Here is a 20569-nt window from a genome sequence, read left to right as displayed (position 1 = left end):
ACGTAATTTATCCGCAGATTATAAACGAAATCTGACACAATTGCCTTGAAATTTCGGTCATTGTGTCAAATTCGCCGAAACTGAGTTTAAAAAAATGACACAATTCCCTATAATTCAGGGGGATTGTGTCAGATTTGCAGAAACGATAGGTTTGCCACAGGCGATAGTCTGATGAAATATTCCTATATAGAATTTTTAATATGAATAATTACCGTTTTATGCATAATTAAAAGAATGGTAAAATCCTCCTAGAAGAGAAAGTATGAACGCAATACTTCTAAGGAGGATTTTTCTATGAATAAACAGCAGTATATCATGGTAGCAGACGGCAACGAAGCGGCAGCCTACGCGGCGTATGCCTTTTCGGAAATTGCGGCGATTTACCCGATTACACCATCTTCCCCGATGGCGGAAAAGACAGATCAGTGGTCGGCACAAGGGAAAAAGAATTTGTTTGGACAGCCGGTTACACTGGTTGAGATGCAGTCGGAAGCAGGCGCGGCAGGGGCGGTGCACGGCGCGCTGGAAGCGGGGTCTCTAGCGACTACGTTTACTTCCTCTCAGGGATTGATGCTGATGATCCCTGCGCTGCACAGAATCAGCGGCACCAGACAACCAGGGGTGCTTCATGTGGCTTCCCGTACAGTGGGAACCCATGCTATGTCTATTTTTGGCGATCACAGCGATGTGATGAACTGCAGACAGACAGGCTTTGCTCAGCTTTCTTCGGGCAGCGTACAGGAAACCATGGATCTGGCGGGCGTCGCGCATCTCGCGGCAATCAGAAGCAGAGTACCGTTTATGCATTTCTTTGACGGCTTCAGAACTTCCCACGAAATCCAGAAAATCAGAGCCATTCCTTATGAGGAATTCGACAGATTGCTGGACAGAGACGCTCTGGATAAATTCCGGGCAGAAGCGCTGAATCCGGACCATCCGACTCTGCGCTGCACGGTACAGAACCCGGACGTTTACTTCCAGTTCCGGGAGGCGAACAATACGGCTTATGACAGCGTGCCGGAGGTTGTAGAAGATTATATGGCTGAAATTAATAAAATCACCGGTGAAGATTATCATCTGTTCAACTATTATGGTGCGGCGGATGCGGAGCGGGTCATCATAGCCATGGGTTCTGTCAGCGGCGCGGCGAGAGAGACGGTGGAAGCGCTGAATCTTTGCGGCGAAAAAGTTGGCTATTTGCAGGTACATCTGTTCAATCCGTTCTCAGAGAAGCATTTGCTGGCAGCGCTACCAAAAACGGTAAAGAAAATCGCGGTACTGGATCGCTGCAAGGAGATGGGCGCCATCGGCGAGCCTTTGTATCTGGCGGTGTGTGCGGCCTTTGCCAATAGGGAGCAGCAGCCTTACCTTTGCGGCGGACGCTACGGTCTTTCTTCCAAGGATACGACCCCTGCCCAGATCAAAGCAGTCTTTGACCATCTGTTAAAGCCATGTCCGGCGAAGGAATTTACCGTGGGCATCGAAGACGATGTGACGGGTCTTTCTCTTGTCGTAGACGAAAGCTTCCGTCCTGCGAATCCGGGCACCAAGGCTTGCAAGTTCTGGGGACTGGGCAGTGACGGCACTGTTGGCGCCAACAAGAACTCCATCAAAATCATCGGAAATAACACGCCGATGTACGCACAAGGGTATTTTGAATACGATACGAAAAAATCCTTCGGGATTACCAAGAGCCATTTGCGTTTCGGCGATGCGCCGATTTTGTCCACCTATCTGGTAAAAGAGGCAGATTTTATCGCTTGTCATAATCAGTCTTTCCTGGACAAATACGACATCGTGACAGAGCTGAAAGAAGGCGGCATCTTCCTGCTAAACACCCGCTGGAGCGCAGAGGAGACAAACAGCAATCTGCCGCAGCAGGTGAAAGCGCAGCTGCTGGCAAAAAAAGCGAAGGTCTATATCATAGACGCCAACGGAATTGCGGAAAATCTGGGCCTTGGAAATAGAATCAGCATGGTGCTGCAGGCGGCTTTCTTTAAGCTGGCGGAGATTTTGCCGGAGGAAGAAGCGCTGCAGCAGATGAAAGAGGCGGCAAGAAAGTCTTTCGGCAAGAAAGGGGAAGCTGTGGTACAGAAGAACCTGCAGGCGATTAACGCCGGGATGCAGTGCGTCCAGGCCGTGGTACTGAACGAGAAAGAGGGCGCATGCAAGACGCAGACAAATGCGGAGAATCTGCCGCTGTTTATAAAAAATATTTTGATGCCGCTCAACGGGCAAAAGGGCGACAGTTTGCCGGTATCGACCTTTACCGGTTATGCGGACGGCACCATGCCTATGGGCACCACTGCCTATGAAAAGCGGGGTATCGCGTCACAGATTCCCCTTTGGGACGCGGCGAGCTGTCTGCAGTGCAACCGCTGCTCCTATGTATGTCCTCACGGTGTCATCAGACCGTATCTTTTAGATGAGGAAGAAAAGGCAGCAGCGCCGGAAGGCTTTGTAACCGTGGACGCAAAGGGCGCAAAGGGGATGTACTATTCACTGCAAATCAGCGATATGGATTGCACCGGCTGCGGCAGCTGCGCGGCAGTTTGTCCGAAGAAAGGGCAGGCGCTTAAGATGACGGCTGCACCTGCGGTGATGAAGGTAACCCCTGCGTGGGAATATGGTCTTTCTATTAAAGAAAAGGACTGTTTCGCGAAGAATACCGTCAAGGGCAGTCAGTTTAAACAGCCGCTCTGTGAATTTTCCGGGGCGTGCGCGGGCTGCGGGGAAACACCGTACGCCAAGCTTTTGACCCAGCTTTACGGCGACAGAATGTATTGGGCAAACGGTACGGGCTGTACCCAGGCATGGGGCGCGGCGATGCCTTCTGTGCCTTATACGGTCAATGCCGAGGGCAGAGGTCCGGCATGGAGCAACTCTTTATTTGAAAATAACGCGGAATTTGCCCTGGGCATGCTGCTCTCCATGAAGCAGCAGAGAAATAAAGTGCGCATGTGGGCGGAAGAACTGGCTGGCGCAGAAGAAAGCCTGGCGGAAGTCATCAATGCATGGATTGCCGCTTTTGATGATGTGGATACTTCCATGGACGCGTCAAAAGCGCTGCTGACAGCGCTGGAAACGGCGGAACTTTCCGGACGCAGCAGGGTTTTGCAGGAACAGATTATCAGCGCGAAAGATCAGCTGGCAAGAAAGACGGTCTGGATGTATGGCGGCGATGGATGGGCTTACGATATCGGCTTCGGAGGTCTTGATCATGTAGTTGCCCAGGGTGAGGACATCAATATCTTCGTGGTGGATACGGAGGTCTATTCCAACACCGGCGGTCAGAGCAGCAAAGCGACGCCTCTTGGGGCTGTAGCGCAGTTCCAGAGCTCTGGCAAGAAGTCGGCGAAAAAGGATCTGGGGCGGATGATGATGTCTCAGGGCAATTGTTATGTTGCCAGCGTAGCCATGGGCGCCGATCCGAATCAGCTGATGAAAGCCATCGACGAAGCGGAGCATTTCCATGGACCTTCTATCGTCATTGCCTATGCGCCGTGCATCAATCACGGACTGAAAATCGGCATGGACAAAGCACAGGAAGAAATGAAACGTGCGGTAGATGCAGGCTACTGGTTCCTGTACAGATATAATCCGCACAAAGAAACCGGCAAGTTCTGTCTGGATTCCAAAGCGCCGTCCGCCTGCTACCGGGACTTCCTGGAAGGGGAAACCCGGTATGCCTCCTTACATAAAGCGTTTCCTGAAAACGCTGAAATCCTCTTTTCTAAGGCGGAGGAAGACGCGAAAGCGCGGTATGCGGAACTTGCCAGACTTGCCGGGGAGGATCAATAATGTTATTGCAGACAGAGTACAGCAGGAAGAAAGTCAGCGCGGAAAAAGCCGCGCTTCTGGTAAAAGACGGAGATTGGGTGGATTATGGGATGATTTCTCAGATTCCTTATCATTTCGATGGGGCGCTGGCTACTAGAAAAGAGGACCTGAACGATGTCAATCTTAGAGGCGGCATGCTGATGAAACCGCTGGCAACGCTGGAATCGGATCCCTGCGGCAGGACCTTTCATTATCACAGCTGGCATTTAAGTGGATTGGAACGGAAATATGCGGATCAGGGACTTTGCAGCTATATTCCTATGAACTACAGCAGTCAGCCCAAGTATTACCGGGATTTTCTGCCGGTTGATGTGGCGTGTATTGCTGCTGCGCCCATGGATCGCCACGGCTACTTTAATGTTTCTTTGACAAACTCAGCGGCTTACGCGGTGCTGGAAAAAGCAAAGATTGTCGTCATCGAGGTCAACGAGCAGCTGCCGCGGGTCTGCGGCGGGGAGCGGGAATGCGTACATATTTCGCAGGTGGACTATATTATAGAAGGAGACCACGACCCTATGCCTGTTCTGGAAGCCGCAGAGCCGACGGAAACGGACAGCGCCATTGCAAAATTGATTTGTTCCCAGATTCGAGACGGCGCGACGCTGCAGCTTGGCATCGGCGGCACACCCAACGCGGTGGGAAAACTGATTGCGGATTCTGATGTAAAGGATCTTGGCATGCACACGGAGATGCTCTGCGATGCCTACTTGGAACTGTATCGCGCGGGGAAACTGACCAACAGAAGAAAAAACCTGAACCGGGGGAAAGGCGTGTGGAGTTTTTGTCTGGGAAGCCGGGCGCTCTATGACTGGGCAGCGGAAAATCCGGGGCTTGCCAGCTATCCGGTAGACTACACCAATCTGCCGCAGATCATCGGGCAGCAGGACAATATGGTTTCCATCAATAACTGTCTGACAGCGGATTTGTTTGGACAGGTCTGTGCTGAGACAGCGGGCTTCCGGCAGATCAGCGGCACAGGCGGACAGCTGGATTTTCAATATGGCGCGTTTTTATCAAAGGGCGGCAAGGCATTTCTGTGTATGTCGTCGACTTATCGAGATAAAAAGACGGGCGCATTGCAGTCCCGCATCGTACCGACGATGGGAACAGGCGATGTGGTGACCGATCCGCGCAGCCACGCCTACTATCTGGTCACAGAGCAGGGCATGGTCAATCTGGCAGGCGCAAGCCTTTGGGAGCGGGCGGAGAAAATCATCTCTGTGGCGCACCCGGATTTCCGGGAAAGGCTGATTGCGGATGCAGAAAAAATGGGCGTCTGGAAACGAAGCAATAAATTGAAATAATTGAACATTACATTCATATGTGCATGTAATCACCTCCTAAAGGAAGTCGCTTCATTGTGAGCGGCTTTCTGTTATTGTCAGGAATTCACATACTTTTCTCGTATTCGTCTGCAGGAAGCTTTTTTGTTTTCAGAAAGAATACTTATTGGGAATATTTTCGACAAAAAACGTCATTTTAGCAAAAAATACCCTTTATTTTTAAAAACCAGTTATGGTAAAATACATGCAGTAGAAAATGAAAGAAAGGATGAAGAAATGAAGAAATTTCGTTTTTTGGTTCTGAGCGTATGTGTGGCTCTTATCATATGTATGGCGGGCGGTCAGCTTGTCATGGCAGAGAGCTATGCAGATGGGTCAGATAGTGCAGCCAAACAAGTAATTTTGAAAGCGCCGTCTGGGGTTAAAGCATTGTCTTCAGGAACAAGGACAATCAAGGTATCCTGGAATAAGGTGAGCGGAGCAGACAAATACCAGGTGTATCGTTATAACAGGAGCGCTGGGAAGTGGAAGTTAGTCCGTACAACGACGGCACAAAAGGCAGAGTTTACAGACTTATCAAAGAATACTACTTATAAGTATAAAATTCGTGCGTTGGGCCAGGGAGAAAAATCGGATTTCAGTTCTATTGTCTCATCCAAAACAGGGGTGGTAACGAAAATATCCTTGAATAGGAAAGGCAAGTCCATCTATGGGGAGGGAGCGACGTATCAATTAAAGGCTACGATAACCGCTAAAGCTCCATCGAAAGCAGTTCAGTGGACCAGCTCTAACAAGAAAGTGGCTGTAGTCAGCGCGTCTGGCATGGTTACCGCGAAGGGCGCTGGATATGCGAAAATTACGGCAAAAGCACATAACGGATATTCAGCTGTATGTATCGTTACAGTAGGCAGCAAATTTGATGAAACCTATCAAAAAGAAATGCTGCGCCTGGTCAATAACCTGAGAAAGCAAAACAGTGTCGCCCCGGTATCTTATAATGAGAGGATTCAGTCTGCGGCTGATGTTCGTGTCAAGGAGGCGTGGAATCGTCCTGATTTAGTGCATGACCGTTATGATAAAAAGGGCAAACGGGGCAAGTTTCAGTCAGTATTCTCTGACTTGGGCATTAACCTCGTTTATCGCGGCGGCGGAGAAAACTTATCATGGACCAGTGGATTTTACAGCAGCGATCCAAAGGCTGCAGCGCAGTACTATTTTAATAGATGGCTGAATTCACCGGGACATAAAAAGAATATGCTGGATAAGGATTTCCATTCTATGGCTACATCATATATGTATGATACGGGGCAGCCGATGTCAGGTGTGGCGGTGCAAATTTTCCTTGTATAATCTATAGAATAGATATTTTGAAACTGTTTAAAAAGGGCATTGTTTAAGTGCCCTTTTTCTGGTAGTATGTTTTTAACAGGGGGGCAGTATGAAGAAAATTATGATTGCGGCTGACAGAGCCGGAAATGAAGAATATATGGATTATATAAAGGCCTTTCGGCTTCTGGGAGCGGAAGCCTTTTTGTCATTAGAAACAGAGGATTTAAGGGCGGCCGATGGATTGGTTTTGCCGGGCAGCAGCCAGGATATGAATCCCAGATTGTGGGGCGAGGACGATCAATGCTCCCATGATATCAACGATGACCTGGACAGCGCGCAGCTGGCGCTGATGGATTTTGCTCTGGAGCTGGGGAAACCAGTGTTGGGCATATGCCGCGGCATGCAGTTTATCAACGTGTACTTCGGCGGAACGTTGATACAGGATCTGCCCTGTGGGAATGCGCATAAGAAGACAGAGCCGGAGCAATATCATCAGGTGATGCACATGCCCGGAACGGTGATGGAAACCATATTCGGGTCAGATTCTATGGTCAATACCCGTCATCATCAGGGTGTAGGCCGAATTGGCGAAAATCTTCAGGTGCTTTCGGTTTGGAGCGACGGTGAGGACGCTGTGGCGGAGGCCGTCGGCGTGGGGAAAACAAAGCCGGAAGTATTGGGCGTGCAATGGCATCCGGAGAAGATGTACCTCTATGGAGGCAAGGAATATATGGAGGACGGCGAGAAATTACTGCGTTATTGGCTGGGACGAATAGATGAGGAGGAAGTGGTATGATTCAAATAGTAACAGGAGATATTACAAAGCTTTGTGTGGATGCGATTGTAAATGCGGCGAATCATTCTCTGCTTGGCGGAGGCGGTGTTGACGGAGCTATACACAGGACTGCAGGGCCGGAGCTTTTAACAGAGTGCAGAACGCTTCACGGCTGCGAGACAGGAGATGCTAAGGTTACGGCAGGGTACAGGCTGCCCGCTAAATATGTGATCCATACCGTTGGCCCTGTATGGGGCGGCGGAAGCTGCGGTGAGGAAGATAAGCTGGCATGCTGTTACCGTCGTTGTCTGGAAGAAGCAGAGAAAAAAGGGTGTCAATCGGTGGCGTTTCCTGCGATCAGCACTGGCGTCTACGGTTATCCTAAGGACAAAGCGGCTGCCGTCGCAGTAAGCGCGGTCAAAAAGTATTTCCGGAATGAACCGCATAGCTGCATAGAGAAGGTAATGCTTGTTTGCTTTGACGAGCGAACAAGAGATTTGTATGAAGAATTGCTCTAAAAGGAAAACCAGTGAGAGCCCACAAGGCTGACACTGGTTTTTAATTGGATTAAGCTATATTTTCTTTGTCTGTTTTTTTCTTTAATCTGACTGCCGGTTCTTTTGGAAGTCCGAACAGCGGGATGATTCTGTCAAGACCTGTAATGGTCAGAAGCAGGATGGAAGCTACGGCGATCATAGCCATGAAGTTGAATTTAATGAAATCCACATTGGAGAATTTGAACAGTGGATATACATTTGCCGCGATGCCGACATAGAATCCAAGGTATACGTGCCATGGAATCAACTGAGAGCCGAATACGCCCATAGCGTCGCCAAAGGTAGCGTTTCTCAGCTTCAGCTTGTACATGTCTTCGTCTGTTTCAGCTTCTACGTTTTCTTCTGTAATTTCTTTGATAATTGGACCAACGGTGACGATCTGCGCCATTTCATCAGAAAGGATCGCGTTACCGGCAAGACACAGTATGCCGTTGCAGAACATCAGCTGTCTTACATTGTGGGAAACCTTTACGATCAGGTTTGCCAGTGGTTCGAAGGCCTTCATTCTGCCCATAATACCGCCAAAGGCAGCAACCCACATCATCATGATAATAACCCAGCCGCCTGCGTCAGCGAAGCCTGACATGCACATGTTCAGATAATCCTGCAGTCCGGAATCCACACCGTCAGCTGTGGACAGAATTGGATACAGGGAGGTTGTTCCGGCGAATAATCCCAGAACGTATGCAGATACGATACCGGAGCCGATACATCCGAAGGTATTAAGACCGGCGATAGCAAGTCCGATAACCAAAATCAGTGGAACAATCATGTAAAGCGCAACACCGTTTTGTACCTGATCCAGAAGATCGATAGCTTCTGGTCTTTCTTCTGCAAGATAATCAAGAGCGCTTTGCGGAACGGAGTCTAATACATTCGTTGCGGATACTGCTTCGTTTGGCAGGCCCATGACAGTTCCTGCAACGAAGAAAACAATAGCCGCCAGAATGAGACAAATCACTGACCATACGCCTTGAGAACGAATTCTGTCTACAACCTCTACGCCCTGAATACCAGAGGATACGATGGTGGTATCAGAGATCAGACCGATATTGTCGCCGAAGCAAGCGCCGCCTGCGATTGCGCAGGTGGTGAGCAGTAAGCTGCCGGTGTCGATGCAATTAGGATCAACGATATGTACCAGCCACAGGAAAATAGGGGCGCATGCGGCAAAGGTTCCCCAGGAAGTACCAGTAGCAACAGAGAGAATGCCTGTTACGCAAAGTCCTACAACCGCAACTGTTCTTGCTGTGATACCCAGGGACAGCGCAATGTTTACGACAGACGCGCCAACACCTGTGGTCATGAATGCACTTGCCATTGCATAGGCGAACATCAGGATGAACAGAGCCACGATGATGTTCTTTACGCTGTCCATAGCAGCGTCCATGCATTCCTTGAAAGAAATTTTTTCTGTCAGCTTTGCTACGATGACTGCAGCGACTGCAGCGATAGTAGCGGCCAGCAGAGCGTCCTGACCGGACATCATCAGTCCTGCCAAAATAATAATTGGCACGAACTTAATAAGAGCTTTGATAAAATTCATGAAATAGTCTCCTCTCAACTTAATAACTTATCCGTTAAAATATAAAGCAATTATTATGCCAATATCACATAATGATAAAATTTCGTGAATAATGACGATTTTGCGAGGCGCTTACATGCATAGCATGTCCTCTCTCCGTAGATATTTAGGATGATCTGAACCAAAATTGGAAAAGTATTCGAATAAAAACACCAAAAATGGGTCGAAATGGTTGACTTTTTCTTATTTTTGGCATAGGATGAAATTAGAATGTGCTGTTTTGGAGGCGCTGATAGGAGAAAAAATGATTACGGATAGAAATTTTGGATTGGACAGAGTCATGGAGCCGAAGGGTCTTACCCCAGCTACCGCGTGGAGATTGGACAACAGCTGGAAGCTGCATAGCGGAGAAATGCGAGTCAGATTAGAACGGATCCATTTGGAGTGGGATAATTTTCAGCAGCTATGTTCCAGCTGTGGGTTTGATGAGGAACGAATTAAGGCGAAAATCCTTGATATTATTCACAGACGGGGTAAATTGCACAATCCGTTTACGAAGACAGCAGGCGTACTTATGGGCATCGTCGATGAACTTTGTGAACCGGATTTATTTATGGATGATATAGGACCGGGAGATAAAATTTATAGTCTTACGTCACTGTGCAGCATTCCGCTTCATATAGAAGAAATTAAGGAAGTTGATTTTAACTACGGACAACTGGTTTGCAGCGGATACGCTATTCTTTTCGCAGCGTCGCCGGTATGTCAGATAAAGGAAGATTTGTCTCCGGATTATACCTTGGCGGCTATTGACGATGCGGGTAGTCTTTTCGGCGTTTACCAGGTTGCCATGGAGCAGCAGATGAAGGACTTTGTCATCATTGGCCGAAACGCCTGTACGACGATGCTTTACGCAGCGGCAGTCCGCGAAGCGGTGGGCCCGCAGTATCGGGTGACTGCTATCATGGATAAAAATGTTCGAGAGAATCTCAGCCACGAGGAAATTCGCAGGGTGATGCATCCTTTGGTAAAGGATACGTACTTTGTGGATTTGACAGAACCATTAAAGGCATATGAGGAAATTACCAGAAAGAACGCAGAACTGATGAGCGTAGGACAGGTTATTATTGCTGAAGATATACGTGGAGCGGAAACTTTGGGAGTGATGATCGTTAAGGCGTTGGGAACTGTCTACTTTAACGCAGTGGAGAATCATTACGCGGAGGCGCAAATGGTAGCTGAGTCTATGGGAAAGTTTGTGACCATGTATGCCTTTGATCAATATATTAAGGACTATCCCGAGTTTTCAATTCGGCTGCTGCGTCACATCCAAATGAAGCTGGAGGAGATCAACCGGCTCTATGCGAAACGTAATGTCCACAGGACGCTGGCGGAAAACCATGCCAGAAGCATCTTGATAGCCAATGCGGGAAGAGAAGATGACTTTATTTATCAGAGCGCTGTAACAAAGAGCATGGTGGAGGACGTTATGAATGTGGCCCGGTATGATTGCAATGTAATTATTCAGGGCGAGACAGGCGTCGGAAAAGAAAAGGTTCTTTCCTTAATTCATCAAAACAGTGAGCGTCATGGCAATCCGTGCATCAAGATTAACTGTGCGACGATTACAGAAAGTCTGGCGGAATCAGAGTTTTTTGGTTATGAATCAGGGGCCTTTACCGGCGCGCAGGCAGGTGGTAAACCGGGTTACTTTGAGATGGCGAATAACGGTATATTATTTCTGGACGAAATCGGAACGCTGTCTTTGAATATGCAGTCTAAGCTGCTGCGCGTCTTGCAGGAAAATCAGTTTTATCGAGTAGGCGGAACAAAGCAGATTTCGGTCAATGTGCGTGTTATCGTTGCCAACAATGTGCCTCTTAGGACTTTGGTAGATAAGGGTGAATTCAGAGAAGATCTTTATTATCGTTTAAATATCTGTCGTATCGACGTTCCGCCGCTGAGGGAGCGCCGAGAAGACATTATTTGCTTATCGGAGGCGTTTATAAGAAATTGGTGTAATAAGTATAAAATTGATAAGGCGCTGTCGCCGGATGCGGTGAGTCAGCTGTACGAGTATTATTGGCCGGGGAACGTGAGGGAATTGGAAAATGTCGTACACCGTCTGGTAATCAGCAGCAAGGATGAAATCATTTCCGGTGAGGAAGCAGCGAATATTCTCAGTGAGAATGCTTATGGAGATATGAGGTTGAACGTGACGAAAAGCTTTCAGCAAGGCGAGCAGCTGGACTTTCATCAGCTGATGGATCAGCAGGAAAAACGAATTATTGAATATGCTTTGAAAAAAGAGGGAACTACCAGAAGGGCGGCAAGTCTACTGGGATTGCCGCAGACTACGCTTGCCAGAAAGAAATTAAAATACGGGTTATAATTTATGAAGAGATATTTGAAGCTTTATGAGGAAATATGCAGGGCGCTGAGAGAACAGGGATTTCTGAAGGAAATAGGTTTTTCTCGGAAGGAAATGGATCTCTGTTTGCAGGGAGAGGACTGGAAGACGTTGTCGTTAGAGCTGCTGCAGGCGGAAGGAAGGGACGGTCGTTTTCATTCCGGAGATATATTGACTACCGTCAGAGATTATGTAGTAGCATTACGTGAAGAACCGGAAGAAGGCTGGCAGCGTCACTGCTATAAGTATGTATTAGGACAGCTGTTTCCGGAGATGGGACAGCCTGTAGAAACACGTCAATGTCAAAAAGGACGAGCGTGGTTTTTGCAGATTTTACGGGCGGTATATAGCTATGAACGGAAGTGGCTGCCTTTTGATCCGACAAAGGATATGGAATTTCTCACTGATGCTGAAATTGAGGAAGGCGGCTATACAGAGGAGTATATCCGTATGCACAAGCTGGTGAGGGCAAAATATGTCTATGAGTTTATGCGTATCGGAATTGATATTACGCCTTTTAATACTCTGGGGCATATCAGCGGCGTACACTATGTTTCTATGTTTGCTGGAAGACAGCTATCTATGGCGGGCGTACCTGTAGACTTGGGTTTAGTGTCCGGAGCTGCGGCAGGACATGATATAGGAAAATACGGCTGCAGGAAAAGTGAAGAAAAAAGAATACCCTATCTTCATTATTATTATACGGATCTGTGCTATAACCGGTTCGATCTGCCTACGATTGGTCATATTGCCGCCAACCATTCCACATGGGATCTGGAACTGGAAAATCTGTCAGTGGAATCTTTGCTATTGATCTATGCGGATTTCAGAGTGAAAAGCAGTAGAGATGAAGACGGAAAGGAAATTGTTCACTTCTATAGCCTGGATGAAGCCTTTGACGTCATACTGAACAAGTTGGACAACGTAGATGAAGCGAAAAGACTGCGATATCAAAAGGTGTATAATAAGCTGAAGGATTTCGAGGACTATATGGTTGAAAAGGGCGTAGTCACGCGGTTCCCGGCGGATTTCGCCAGTCAGCCGTCAGCGCCGCCTGAGCCTGTTCGGCGGGAAATCGTATTGCTGGAAGGGCAGGAGATTGTAAATCAGCTAAAGTATGCGGCTATCGGCCATAATATTCGTCTTATGAGTCGTTTTCATAAGGAAAGTGAGTTTGCCAGCCTGATCGAGGCGGCGAGAAGCGAGCGACAGTGGAAGAATCTTCGGACGTATATAAGCATCTTTGGAGAGTACCATACCTATATGACGGAAAAGCAAAAGCTGATGGCACTGAAATTTCTCTATGAACTGCTGGCGCATAAAGAGAGCGATATCCGCAGCCAATCAGCAGAGATCATGGGACATATGGTGGCCAGCTTCAGTGAGGAATATAAAAAGGAAGTGCCGACTGATATAGAATTGCCGGATCGTTTGGTCAGCAATCTGAGCCTTTTTGATGAGTATCTGGATAGGATGATCTATCCGGACTATAAGCTGACTGAACAGCACCGGAAATGGATCGGAGGAACGTTGGACGTATTTACGCGGACTGTTCTCAGCTATTGCAAGGTTTCATGCCGGCACAATTATTTCGATATTTTGACGAAGTATTACGCGCTTTCAGAGTATACGGCGGATACGGTAATGATGCTGCTTGATGCGGCGTGTGTGATCGATCGGGACACGTGTACAGAAGGATTTATCAGTCAGATACGTTTTTTCCTGGAATACGTATACGGCCGCTATAACCGCAGCGTTAATATTGCCGTACTTAAGGCGGCGCGCCATTATTTTGACGGATTTAGCCGGGAACAGTATGAGGCGGATTTGCGCCGCATTATGAATATTCCTGACGGAGAGGAGGACTTTGATGAAAATCTGGCGACAATGTTTCTGGATGATCTTAAGACAGGAACGCCGTGGATTCAGAAGGTGGCCAATATCTCCTTTATGTTAGAATACATCGAGGGCAGCAATGATCGCGGACGAATGCTGCATGTGGCAACTCATTTTGCGAACTTGATCAAAGTCAGTGAAACTGTCACCGTACGGAAGGCGGCGGGAGAGGGACTCCTCACCATGATTGGACGTATGCCTATGGAACAGCGCAACGAGCTTACGGTAGAATTGTTTAACGGTTTGGAATTGGGGGACTATCAGTTTTCGAAATATATTCCGGACTATCTGGGCATTATTATGCTGTATTTGCCGCCAAAGGAGCTGGATGAATCCATTGATGAGCTGCAGAAAATAATGCAGACCGGCAATGAAATGGCAGTATCGTCTGTAATCAATACCTTGGGTGTTATGGCGGAGCATTACGCGATTTACAAAGGACGCTTTGCGGAGAATGCTGAAAAGAGAGAGAGGCGACGTTTTCGACTGATCAACTTGATCATAAAGGCCTACGCTGGATATAATACAGTGACCAGTCAGGAGGCTTTCTGGACTATAGGCGCGCATATTTTCGGCGGTAAGGGACTGCGTTTAGAGGAAAAGACGGAGATTTTCCATCATAGCTATAAAAAGCTGATGACACTGTTGGCGGAAAAGAAAGAGGATGAATTGGAATTTTACAATAACGCCGCGGTTCTCAATCATATTTACCGGTATATTTCTCAACATCATGTAGAGATGGGGGACTTCGATTTCCCACAGAGTGAGAAGGTGGCTTTCTTTCCTGGTACTTTCGACCCGTTCAGTCTGGGACATAAGGCAGTCGCCACAACCATCCGGAATATGGGCTTCACCGTATATTTGGCGTTAGACGAGTTTTCCTGGTCGAAAAATACGCAGCCGCGGCTGCAGCGAAGAAAGATCATGACCATGTCCATTGCTGATGAAGATAACCTGTTCATTTTTCCTGAGGATATTCCGGTGAATATTGCGAACCCTGAGGATATCCGGAAGCTGAAAAAGACCTTTGCGGGAAAGGAGCTGTATATCGCCGTAGGTACGGATGTGATCAAAAATGCGTCCTGCTATAAGGCGCTGCCGGAGGCGGATTCTATTCATACGTTAAATCACATCGCCTTTGCCAGAGAATCCAATGAGCAGGAAAAGGATACAGGGGAAGAAAAACGGTATCCGATCACGGCAAAGGTATTGAATCTGACTTTGAAGAAGTATTATGAGGATATCAGTTCTACCAGAATAAGAGAGAATATCGATTTGAACAGGGATATTTCTAATTTGATCGATACAGTAGCGCAGAATTATATTTATGACAGAAACCTGTATTTGCGGGAACCTGCGTATAAACACGTTTTGCAGTCTCGAGAAATTCATATCAGCGCTTACGAACATCGGACAGTGGACTGTCTTTCTGATATTCGTGAAGAATTGGAGCATCGGGGATACTGTATGGATGCAATAGGAGACTATCTTAATCGAGAGAAGGTGCGAACGGTTTATATTGAAAGCGGCGTGCGTCAGAAGAAAATGGCTGCTTTTGCCGCGGCGCATCGTGTGGAAACCAGTCAGCTGCTTTCCGAGTTTAAGGATCCGGCGATCGCGGCCCGTATCAGAGAACGCGCCGCAGGAGGAATTGCCGTTATCGGCGCTATGTTTTCCGGCAAAGGGCGATCTATCGCGGGCATGAACCAAATTGTTCTGACGGAAATTTTGACTGAGCTTTTGGCAAGAGATTTCGCTTATGTGGTATATCATCCGGTAGATAAGGCCGGCATGAATCAGCGGGTGATCGACGCGTTGCGCCGTCAGGGATTTGTCAATATTGCTGATCCGGGGAGCGAACAGCCGATCTACGCGGCAGATATGAAATCGCCTATGATCATTTTCCGTGATGTAGAAACGGTAATCAAAAATCCGCTGAACAAAAATCCCGAGGTATTGAAGGCCATCGATGAGGCGCATAGCAGACTGCTGCGTGTGCTAACAGGAATCTATCCGGGTCAGATTGTACTGTCCTTCAATACCAGCGCGGTTCATAATAAGATCATTAACAAAGTGGCGCGTCTCAACGGCGTGTCCACAGAGCCTAGCAAGAATGGAGTGAGAGGGCCGTATATGTCTGTGCCGTTTGGCAAAGCACTTGCTGATGTAGTAGTGCCGAATACGGTGACAAAGGCGCTTCATACGGAGAAATATTTTACCAATCGTCTGGACAGCTTTACGATTGCGGAATCGAAGCACTATTCCGCGTTGGACAATCAGGCGAAGACGATCAAATCCTTTGGACGGCCCATTATTCTTATCGATGATCTTCTTCACAAGAGCTATCGTATGAATATTCTCGATCCGATTTTGAAAGCGAATCAGGTGGAGGTAAAAGAAATTATCGTCGGGGTATTGACCGGTAACGCCAGAGATCTGATGGCGGTGAGAAACCGCAGTGTTGAGAGCGCTTATTTCCTGCCGAATCTGAAATTGTGGCTCAACGAGAGAGATTGCTATCCGTTTATCGGAGGCGATAGTATTGATAAGGACGTCGACGCGGCGATCAACCTGATTCTGCCGTACACAACGCCGTCATTTATGAAGGAAGCTGGTTCAGAGGCAATCTTCGAATATTCCATGACCTGTTTGGAAAACGCGAGAGATGTTCTACGCGTACTGGAACGGGAATATCAGGCCACCTTCGAGAAAAAACTGACTTTGAAGAGGCTGGGCGAAGTAATCAGCAACCCTCGCCGTCCTGATATCGGTGAAGGCGTTCATTACGATGAGAATTTAGCGCCGTCTGTATATGTTCAAAACGATATTGAGAGGCTTCTGCGGCTTCGTTTGGGGCAGCACGGCAGAAAGGAAAGCGATAAATGAGGAGGATAAAGGATTTATGTAAGGAGGAAGGGATTCTGCGGCCGCTGCCTTTATCGGAATGTCCGGTACATCTGGGCGAAAGGAATCGCGTGAACCTTCTTGCTCTTGGAGATGTGGGAATGACAGTCCTTATAGGACTGCGGCTTCTGGGAAGCGATGTGATCAGTTCCATTGGAATATGCGACATCTATGAACCAAATATGGATCGGTTGGAACAGGAACTCAATCAGGTACGGTATCCCTTTGGGTTAGAGACGCTGCCTTCTGTGGAACCGGTTCAGACAGAAGCATTATTTGATTGTGATCTTTTGATCTTCTGCGCCAGCAAAGGCGTTCCTCCTATAGGGAGCGGCGGAGACGTACGCATGGCGCAGCTGGCGGCTAACCGGGAGCTGGCGGCTCACTATGGACGCATGGCGGGAAAGGCCGGATACAAAGGTATGGTGGCAGTGGTATCAGATCCGGTAGATCCGTTGTGCAAAGCTTTTTTGGATGCCTCAGGTCTGCTGCCAAGTCAAATTCAAGGGTATGGATTAGGCGTTATGAACGCGCGGGCGCTGTATTACGCGGAGAAGGATTCCCGATTTTTCCGGTATCGTGCGGAAGGCAGAGCGTACGGCCCTCATGGTGAGGATCTGGTTATAGCCGATAGTATCGTAGATTACGATGATAGTGTATCCGCGGAATTGACGAAGTTGACCGTAGAGGCTAATAGGAGGGTACGAGAGATGGGGTTCAAGCCTTATATCGCGCCGGCGCTTTCTTCGGCGGCGATTTCTATTTTGCTGACCTTGCGCGGGCAATGGCATTATAGCTCTATTTACTTGGGTGATCAGAAGCGAGGCGCTTTTCTGGGTATAAAGAACCGCATGACGCCCGATGGGCCGGTTTACGAAGATTTACCGTTGCCGGAACTGCTTTTTGAGAGGATTCGTCAGGCGTATCATAATCTGTGCGAGTTGGGATGAAAAGAGGCGAATTAAAATGTTGTTGACAGTAATCAAACCCTTTTGCAGGGAATTTAAACGAGAGAGCAGGATGGATCGTGTACTGGAGAGCGCGATTTCCGGCATACAGGCGGAATACATTATGACTGTAGAAGCGCTTTCAAAGCGAGATCTTCGAGGCAGGAAATTACTTTTTGCGATCTGTCTTTCTGAAGCGGGCGTAAATTTGGAATATTATCGAATGCTGGAATATTTTCGCGCTCATCCTGGGTGTCTGGCAGGCGCCTGCGGAGCGGTTGTAGTAGATGGCAGCGGAGAACTGTTTACAAAGAGTTTGGCGCGACGTCTGGTGTTTTCCGCGAATCAGGCAGGCTGTTCGTTTTTAGGAAAACCTTTAGTAGAGGCCACAGGGTCACTGTATAATTTTAACGTAATGAGTAAGCTTCTGGATACAGATAATCCAGGCGCTTATAGGCTGATGACCAGAAAGCTGGTGGAGAGGCTGATGGATTTTCAGATGCCCTGGATGGAACGTCAGAATATCCTGGCGGTTCATGCCAGCAGTCGCAGGACGTCGAACAGTCTGCTTTTGTGGGAAAGGATCAAAGGGTGTCTGGCTGACGATGCCGACGTGACAGAGGTATCTCTGCGTAATGGACAGCTACTGGACTGCAGGGGCTGCCGGTACGAGGACTGTCTTCACTTTGGCGAGCAGGGAGGCTGTTTTTATGGCGGCATTATGGTAGAGCAGGTTTATCCGGCGATCATTAAGTGCGATAGTTTGGTTATGATATGTCCCAACTATAATGATGCTGTCAGCGCTAACATTACAGCCTTTATCAACAGACTGACCGCCGTATTCAGAACTCATGATTTTTCGAAAAAGAGGGTCTATGCTTTGGTCATATCGGGCTACAGCGGAGGAGATATTGTGGCAGAGCAAATTATCAGCGCTATGAATTTTAACAAGAATTTTATTTTGCCGGGGAATTTCGCTTTTGTGGAGACGGCTAATGATCCGGGCAGCATTTTACGCGCGGATAGATTAGAGGAAAAAACGGCCAGTTTTGCTGACCGGATTTTGGGTCGAGAAAAGATATTTATAGATTAACAGCATGACAAAAAGAACCTTTGACGGTGGACTGAAGTCAAAGGTTCTTTTGAAGTAAGAATTTTTTAGTTCATCATTTTGTTCTGATAGCTGAAGTCCTTTACAGTTTCATCCATGTTTTTGATCTGCTTGCCAACGTATTTAGTGATTTCCTCTTTCGTCAGATCATAGTTGTTTTTTGCTGCGAATTCAGTCATAGCCTGGGTCATGACCAGAGCGTCTACATCATCGTCAGCAAAGTTCAGTGCAGGATTGTTCAGCGCGTGTTCAAAAGCGGCTTTCAGCATTTCTTCTTTTTTCATTTTTTATACCTCCGAAAATTTTACTTTGTCAGCGGCGGCTGACGGGAATATTTTGTTATTGTTGCTATATTACATAGCAATAAGCGTGCCAAAATAAGGGAATATAAAAAACAAACGCAAAAAAATCGAGAAAGTTTGTAATTGGAAGGTTTTCATGTCGTAAAACCAGCGTGTTACGATATGGTGGGGCAGAAGATCTTTGATGGAATTGCTCGATTTGATCCATTTTTGGTTCAAATGCTGAACCGTTGTGCCGGAATTGAAACTTTTTTTTTCGGCAAAAGTATGGTAAAATATTTGAAGGATGGAGATTGAAAAAATGATCGTGCGTGTTGTGATAAATAGGAGGAGTACCTATGGACATTGATAAGGTGATTGTGGAATATCCTTTGATCCAGAATATGATAAATTGTGATGAGATCTTTTGGCTCAATGAGAAGGCAGGGCAGGAGGCTGAGTTGCCTTTCGGCATGGCTGATATCGAAGACGCGCAGAAGCGTCTTGAACGATTCGCGCCGTATATTATGGCGGCTTTTCCGGATACAGAAGAAACCGGCGGTATCATAGAATCCCCATTGACGGAGATCGGCCGTATGAAGCAGCTTTTGCAGGAGGAAATGGGAAGGGATTTCCCCGGCAGACTGTTTTTGAAGTGTGACAGCCATTTGGCTGTATCTGGTTCAATCAAGGCCAGAGGCGGTATTTATGAAGTGTTGAAATTAGCGGAATCTATCGCTATGGAGCGTGGGATGCTCACGGAGAAGGACGATTACTCTGTTTTGATCGAGGATCGTTTTCGGCAGGTTTTCGGAGAGTATAGCGTAGCGGTTGGATCGACAGGAAATTTGGGACTTTCCATCGGCATCATCAGCGCCAGATTGGGGTTTAAGGTTACAGTTCACATGTCGGCGGATGCAAGGCAATGGAAGAAAGACCTGCTTCGTAAAAAGGGCGTTACGGTTATTGAATATCAGGACGACTATCAGAAGGCTGTCGCAGAGGGAAGAAAGGAAGCGGCAAAGGATCCAATGTGTCATTTTGTAGACGACGAAGGATCCAGCGATCTGTTTTTGGGGTATTCCGTAGCGGCCAAGAGATTAGCTGATCAATTTAAGCGGCAGATGATTGTATGCGATGAGGATAATCCTGTCTTCGTTTATATCCCTTGCGGCGTAGGCGGCGCGCCTGGCGGCGTGGCGTTCGGCCTAAAGCAGGTTTTTGGCGAACACATTCATATTTTCTTTGCAGAACCAACCCATGCGCCGTGTATGACGCTGGGCATGCTGACTGGTCTTCACGACCAGATCGCGGTGGGAGATATCGGTTTAGACGGTAAGACTGCGGCCGACGGCCTGGCAGTTGCGAGACCATCCCGCCTGGTAGGGAGCATTATGGAGACACTGCTAGACGGATGCTTTACGATCAATGACGAGAAGCTATATCCATATCTGGCAAGGCTGGCTGACGTGGAGTCAATTTATATAGAACCGTCGGCCTGCGCATCCTTTACAGGACCGGGACACGTGCTGTCAGCGGAGGGGTATTTGATTAAGAATAATCTGAAGGATAAATTAAGAAGCGCTACGCACATTCTGTGGGCAACCGGAGGCAGTATGGTGCCGGAGGAAGAAATGGAAGCCTATTATCGGATGGGAAAATAAGAGCGCGCTTTGCTGCTGCTAAAGCGATTGCTTTATTCAGTAAATGA

Annotated in this window: 12 protein-coding genes; 10 read left to right on the top strand and 2 right to left on the bottom strand. The window is 47.7% G+C overall.

Going from position 1 to position 20569, the window contains the following annotated elements:
• Positions 1–294 precede the first annotated feature (294 nt).
• The 5 genes from nifJ (at position 295) to ACPW7J_RS12105 (ending at position 7745) form a co-directional block, all read left to right on the top strand.
• A complete protein-coding gene (gene nifJ / locus ACPW7J_RS12125; RefSeq protein WP_425755339.1) occupies positions 295–3801 on the top strand; it encodes a pyruvate:ferredoxin (flavodoxin) oxidoreductase in 3507 nt (1168 codons plus the stop codon).
• Positions 3801–5144: an acetyl-CoA hydrolase/transferase family protein gene (locus ACPW7J_RS12120; protein WP_425755338.1), complete on the top strand. Its 1344-nt coding sequence runs from the start codon at positions 3801–3803 to the stop codon at positions 5142–5144. Before nifJ ends, ACPW7J_RS12120 begins: the two co-directional genes overlap by 1 nt.
• 255 nt (positions 5145–5399) lie before the next feature.
• Complete coding sequence (locus ACPW7J_RS12115) at positions 5400–6473, top strand: Ig-like domain-containing protein (protein WP_425755337.1); 1074 nt, start codon at positions 5400–5402, stop codon at positions 6471–6473.
• A gap of 88 nt (positions 6474–6561) precedes the next feature.
• On the top strand, positions 6562–7248 hold the full coding sequence (locus ACPW7J_RS12110; protein WP_424959983.1) for a gamma-glutamyl-gamma-aminobutyrate hydrolase family protein: 687 nt from the start codon (positions 6562–6564) through the stop codon (positions 7246–7248).
• Positions 7245–7745 (top strand): O-acetyl-ADP-ribose deacetylase, encoded by a 501-nt coding sequence (locus ACPW7J_RS12105; protein WP_425755336.1) that lies wholly within the window; start codon positions 7245–7247, stop codon positions 7743–7745. Before ACPW7J_RS12110 ends, ACPW7J_RS12105 begins: the two co-directional genes overlap by 4 nt.
• 49 nt (positions 7746–7794) lie before the next feature.
• On the opposite strand, the gene ACPW7J_RS12100 is transcribed toward ACPW7J_RS12105, so the two are convergent.
• Entirely contained in the window at positions 7795–9330 is a 1536-nt protein-coding gene (locus ACPW7J_RS12100) for a Na+/H+ antiporter NhaC family protein (protein ID WP_425755335.1), read from the bottom strand.
• A 283-nt stretch (positions 9331–9613) separates the two neighbouring features.
• On the opposite strand from ACPW7J_RS12100, the gene ACPW7J_RS12095 reads away from it, so the two are divergent.
• From ACPW7J_RS12095 to ACPW7J_RS12080, 4 genes are read left to right on the top strand one after another with little or no spacing between them, the layout of a single operon-like run.
• On the top strand, positions 9614–11701 hold the full coding sequence (locus ACPW7J_RS12095) for a sigma-54 interaction domain-containing protein (RefSeq protein ID WP_425755334.1): 2088 nt from the start codon (positions 9614–9616) through the stop codon (positions 11699–11701).
• A 3-nt stretch (positions 11702–11704) separates the two neighbouring features.
• The gene (locus ACPW7J_RS12090) at positions 11705–16501 is read left to right on the top strand and encodes a nicotinate-nicotinamide nucleotide adenylyltransferase (RefSeq protein ID WP_425755333.1); all 4797 of its coding nucleotides are present in this window, start codon (positions 11705–11707) and stop codon (positions 16499–16501) included.
• Positions 16498–17469 carry a hypothetical protein gene (locus ACPW7J_RS12085; protein ID WP_425755332.1) on the top strand — a complete coding sequence of 324 codons (972 nt, stop codon included), beginning with the start codon at positions 16498–16500 and terminating at the stop codon, positions 17467–17469. The genes ACPW7J_RS12090 and ACPW7J_RS12085 overlap by 4 nt, the downstream gene beginning before the upstream one ends.
• Positions 17470–17485: 16 nt before the next feature.
• A complete protein-coding gene (locus ACPW7J_RS12080; RefSeq protein WP_161874224.1) occupies positions 17486–18559 on the top strand; it encodes an NAD(P)H-dependent oxidoreductase in 1074 nt (357 codons plus the stop codon).
• 65 nt (positions 18560–18624) lie between these two features.
• On the opposite strand, the gene ACPW7J_RS12075 is transcribed toward ACPW7J_RS12080, so the two are convergent.
• Positions 18625–18861 (bottom strand): hypothetical protein, encoded by a 237-nt coding sequence (locus ACPW7J_RS12075; RefSeq protein WP_425755331.1) that lies wholly within the window; start codon positions 18859–18861, stop codon positions 18625–18627.
• Between the two features lie 356 nt (positions 18862–19217).
• Here ACPW7J_RS12075 and ACPW7J_RS12070 point away from each other — a divergent pair, with 356 nt between their 5' ends.
• Complete coding sequence (locus ACPW7J_RS12070; protein WP_425755330.1) at positions 19218–20522, top strand: D-serine ammonia-lyase; 1305 nt, start codon at positions 19218–19220, stop codon at positions 20520–20522.
• Positions 20523–20569 lie beyond the last annotated feature (47 nt).

Origin of the sequence: Ihubacter sp. rT4E-8 (assembly GCF_049852125.1) — a bacterium.
In the GTDB taxonomy this organism is placed as follows: Bacteria; Bacillota; Clostridia; order Peptostreptococcales; family Anaerovoracaceae; genus Senimuribacter.
The sequence above is the reverse complement of the archived record's forward strand: the minus strand, read 5'-3'. Positions and strand labels throughout refer to the sequence as shown.

Coding starts and splice junctions, on each gene's coding strand:
- nifJ (WP_425755339.1), top strand. CDS start 295: ATGAATAAACAGCAGTATATCATGGTAGCAGACGGCAACGAAGCGGCA.
- ACPW7J_RS12120 (WP_425755338.1), top strand. CDS start 3,801: ATGTTATTGCAGACAGAGTACAGCAGGAAGAAAGTCAGCGCGGAAAAA.
- ACPW7J_RS12115 (WP_425755337.1), top strand. CDS start 5,400: ATGAAGAAATTTCGTTTTTTGGTTCTGAGCGTATGTGTGGCTCTTATC.
- ACPW7J_RS12110 (WP_424959983.1), top strand. CDS start 6,562: ATGAAGAAAATTATGATTGCGGCTGACAGAGCCGGAAATGAAGAATAT.
- ACPW7J_RS12105 (WP_425755336.1), top strand. CDS start 7,245: ATGATTCAAATAGTAACAGGAGATATTACAAAGCTTTGTGTGGATGCG.
- ACPW7J_RS12100 (WP_425755335.1), bottom strand. CDS start 9,330: ATGAATTTTATCAAAGCTCTTATTAAGTTCGTGCCAATTATTATTTTG.
- ACPW7J_RS12095 (WP_425755334.1), top strand. CDS start 9,614: ATGATTACGGATAGAAATTTTGGATTGGACAGAGTCATGGAGCCGAAG.
- ACPW7J_RS12090 (WP_425755333.1), top strand. CDS start 11,705: ATGAAGAGATATTTGAAGCTTTATGAGGAAATATGCAGGGCGCTGAGA.
- ACPW7J_RS12085 (WP_425755332.1), top strand. CDS start 16,498: ATGAGGAGGATAAAGGATTTATGTAAGGAGGAAGGGATTCTGCGGCCG.
- ACPW7J_RS12080 (WP_161874224.1), top strand. CDS start 17,486: ATGTTGTTGACAGTAATCAAACCCTTTTGCAGGGAATTTAAACGAGAG.
- ACPW7J_RS12075 (WP_425755331.1), bottom strand. CDS start 18,861: ATGAAAAAAGAAGAAATGCTGAAAGCCGCTTTTGAACACGCGCTGAAC.
- ACPW7J_RS12070 (WP_425755330.1), top strand. CDS start 19,218: ATGGACATTGATAAGGTGATTGTGGAATATCCTTTGATCCAGAATATG.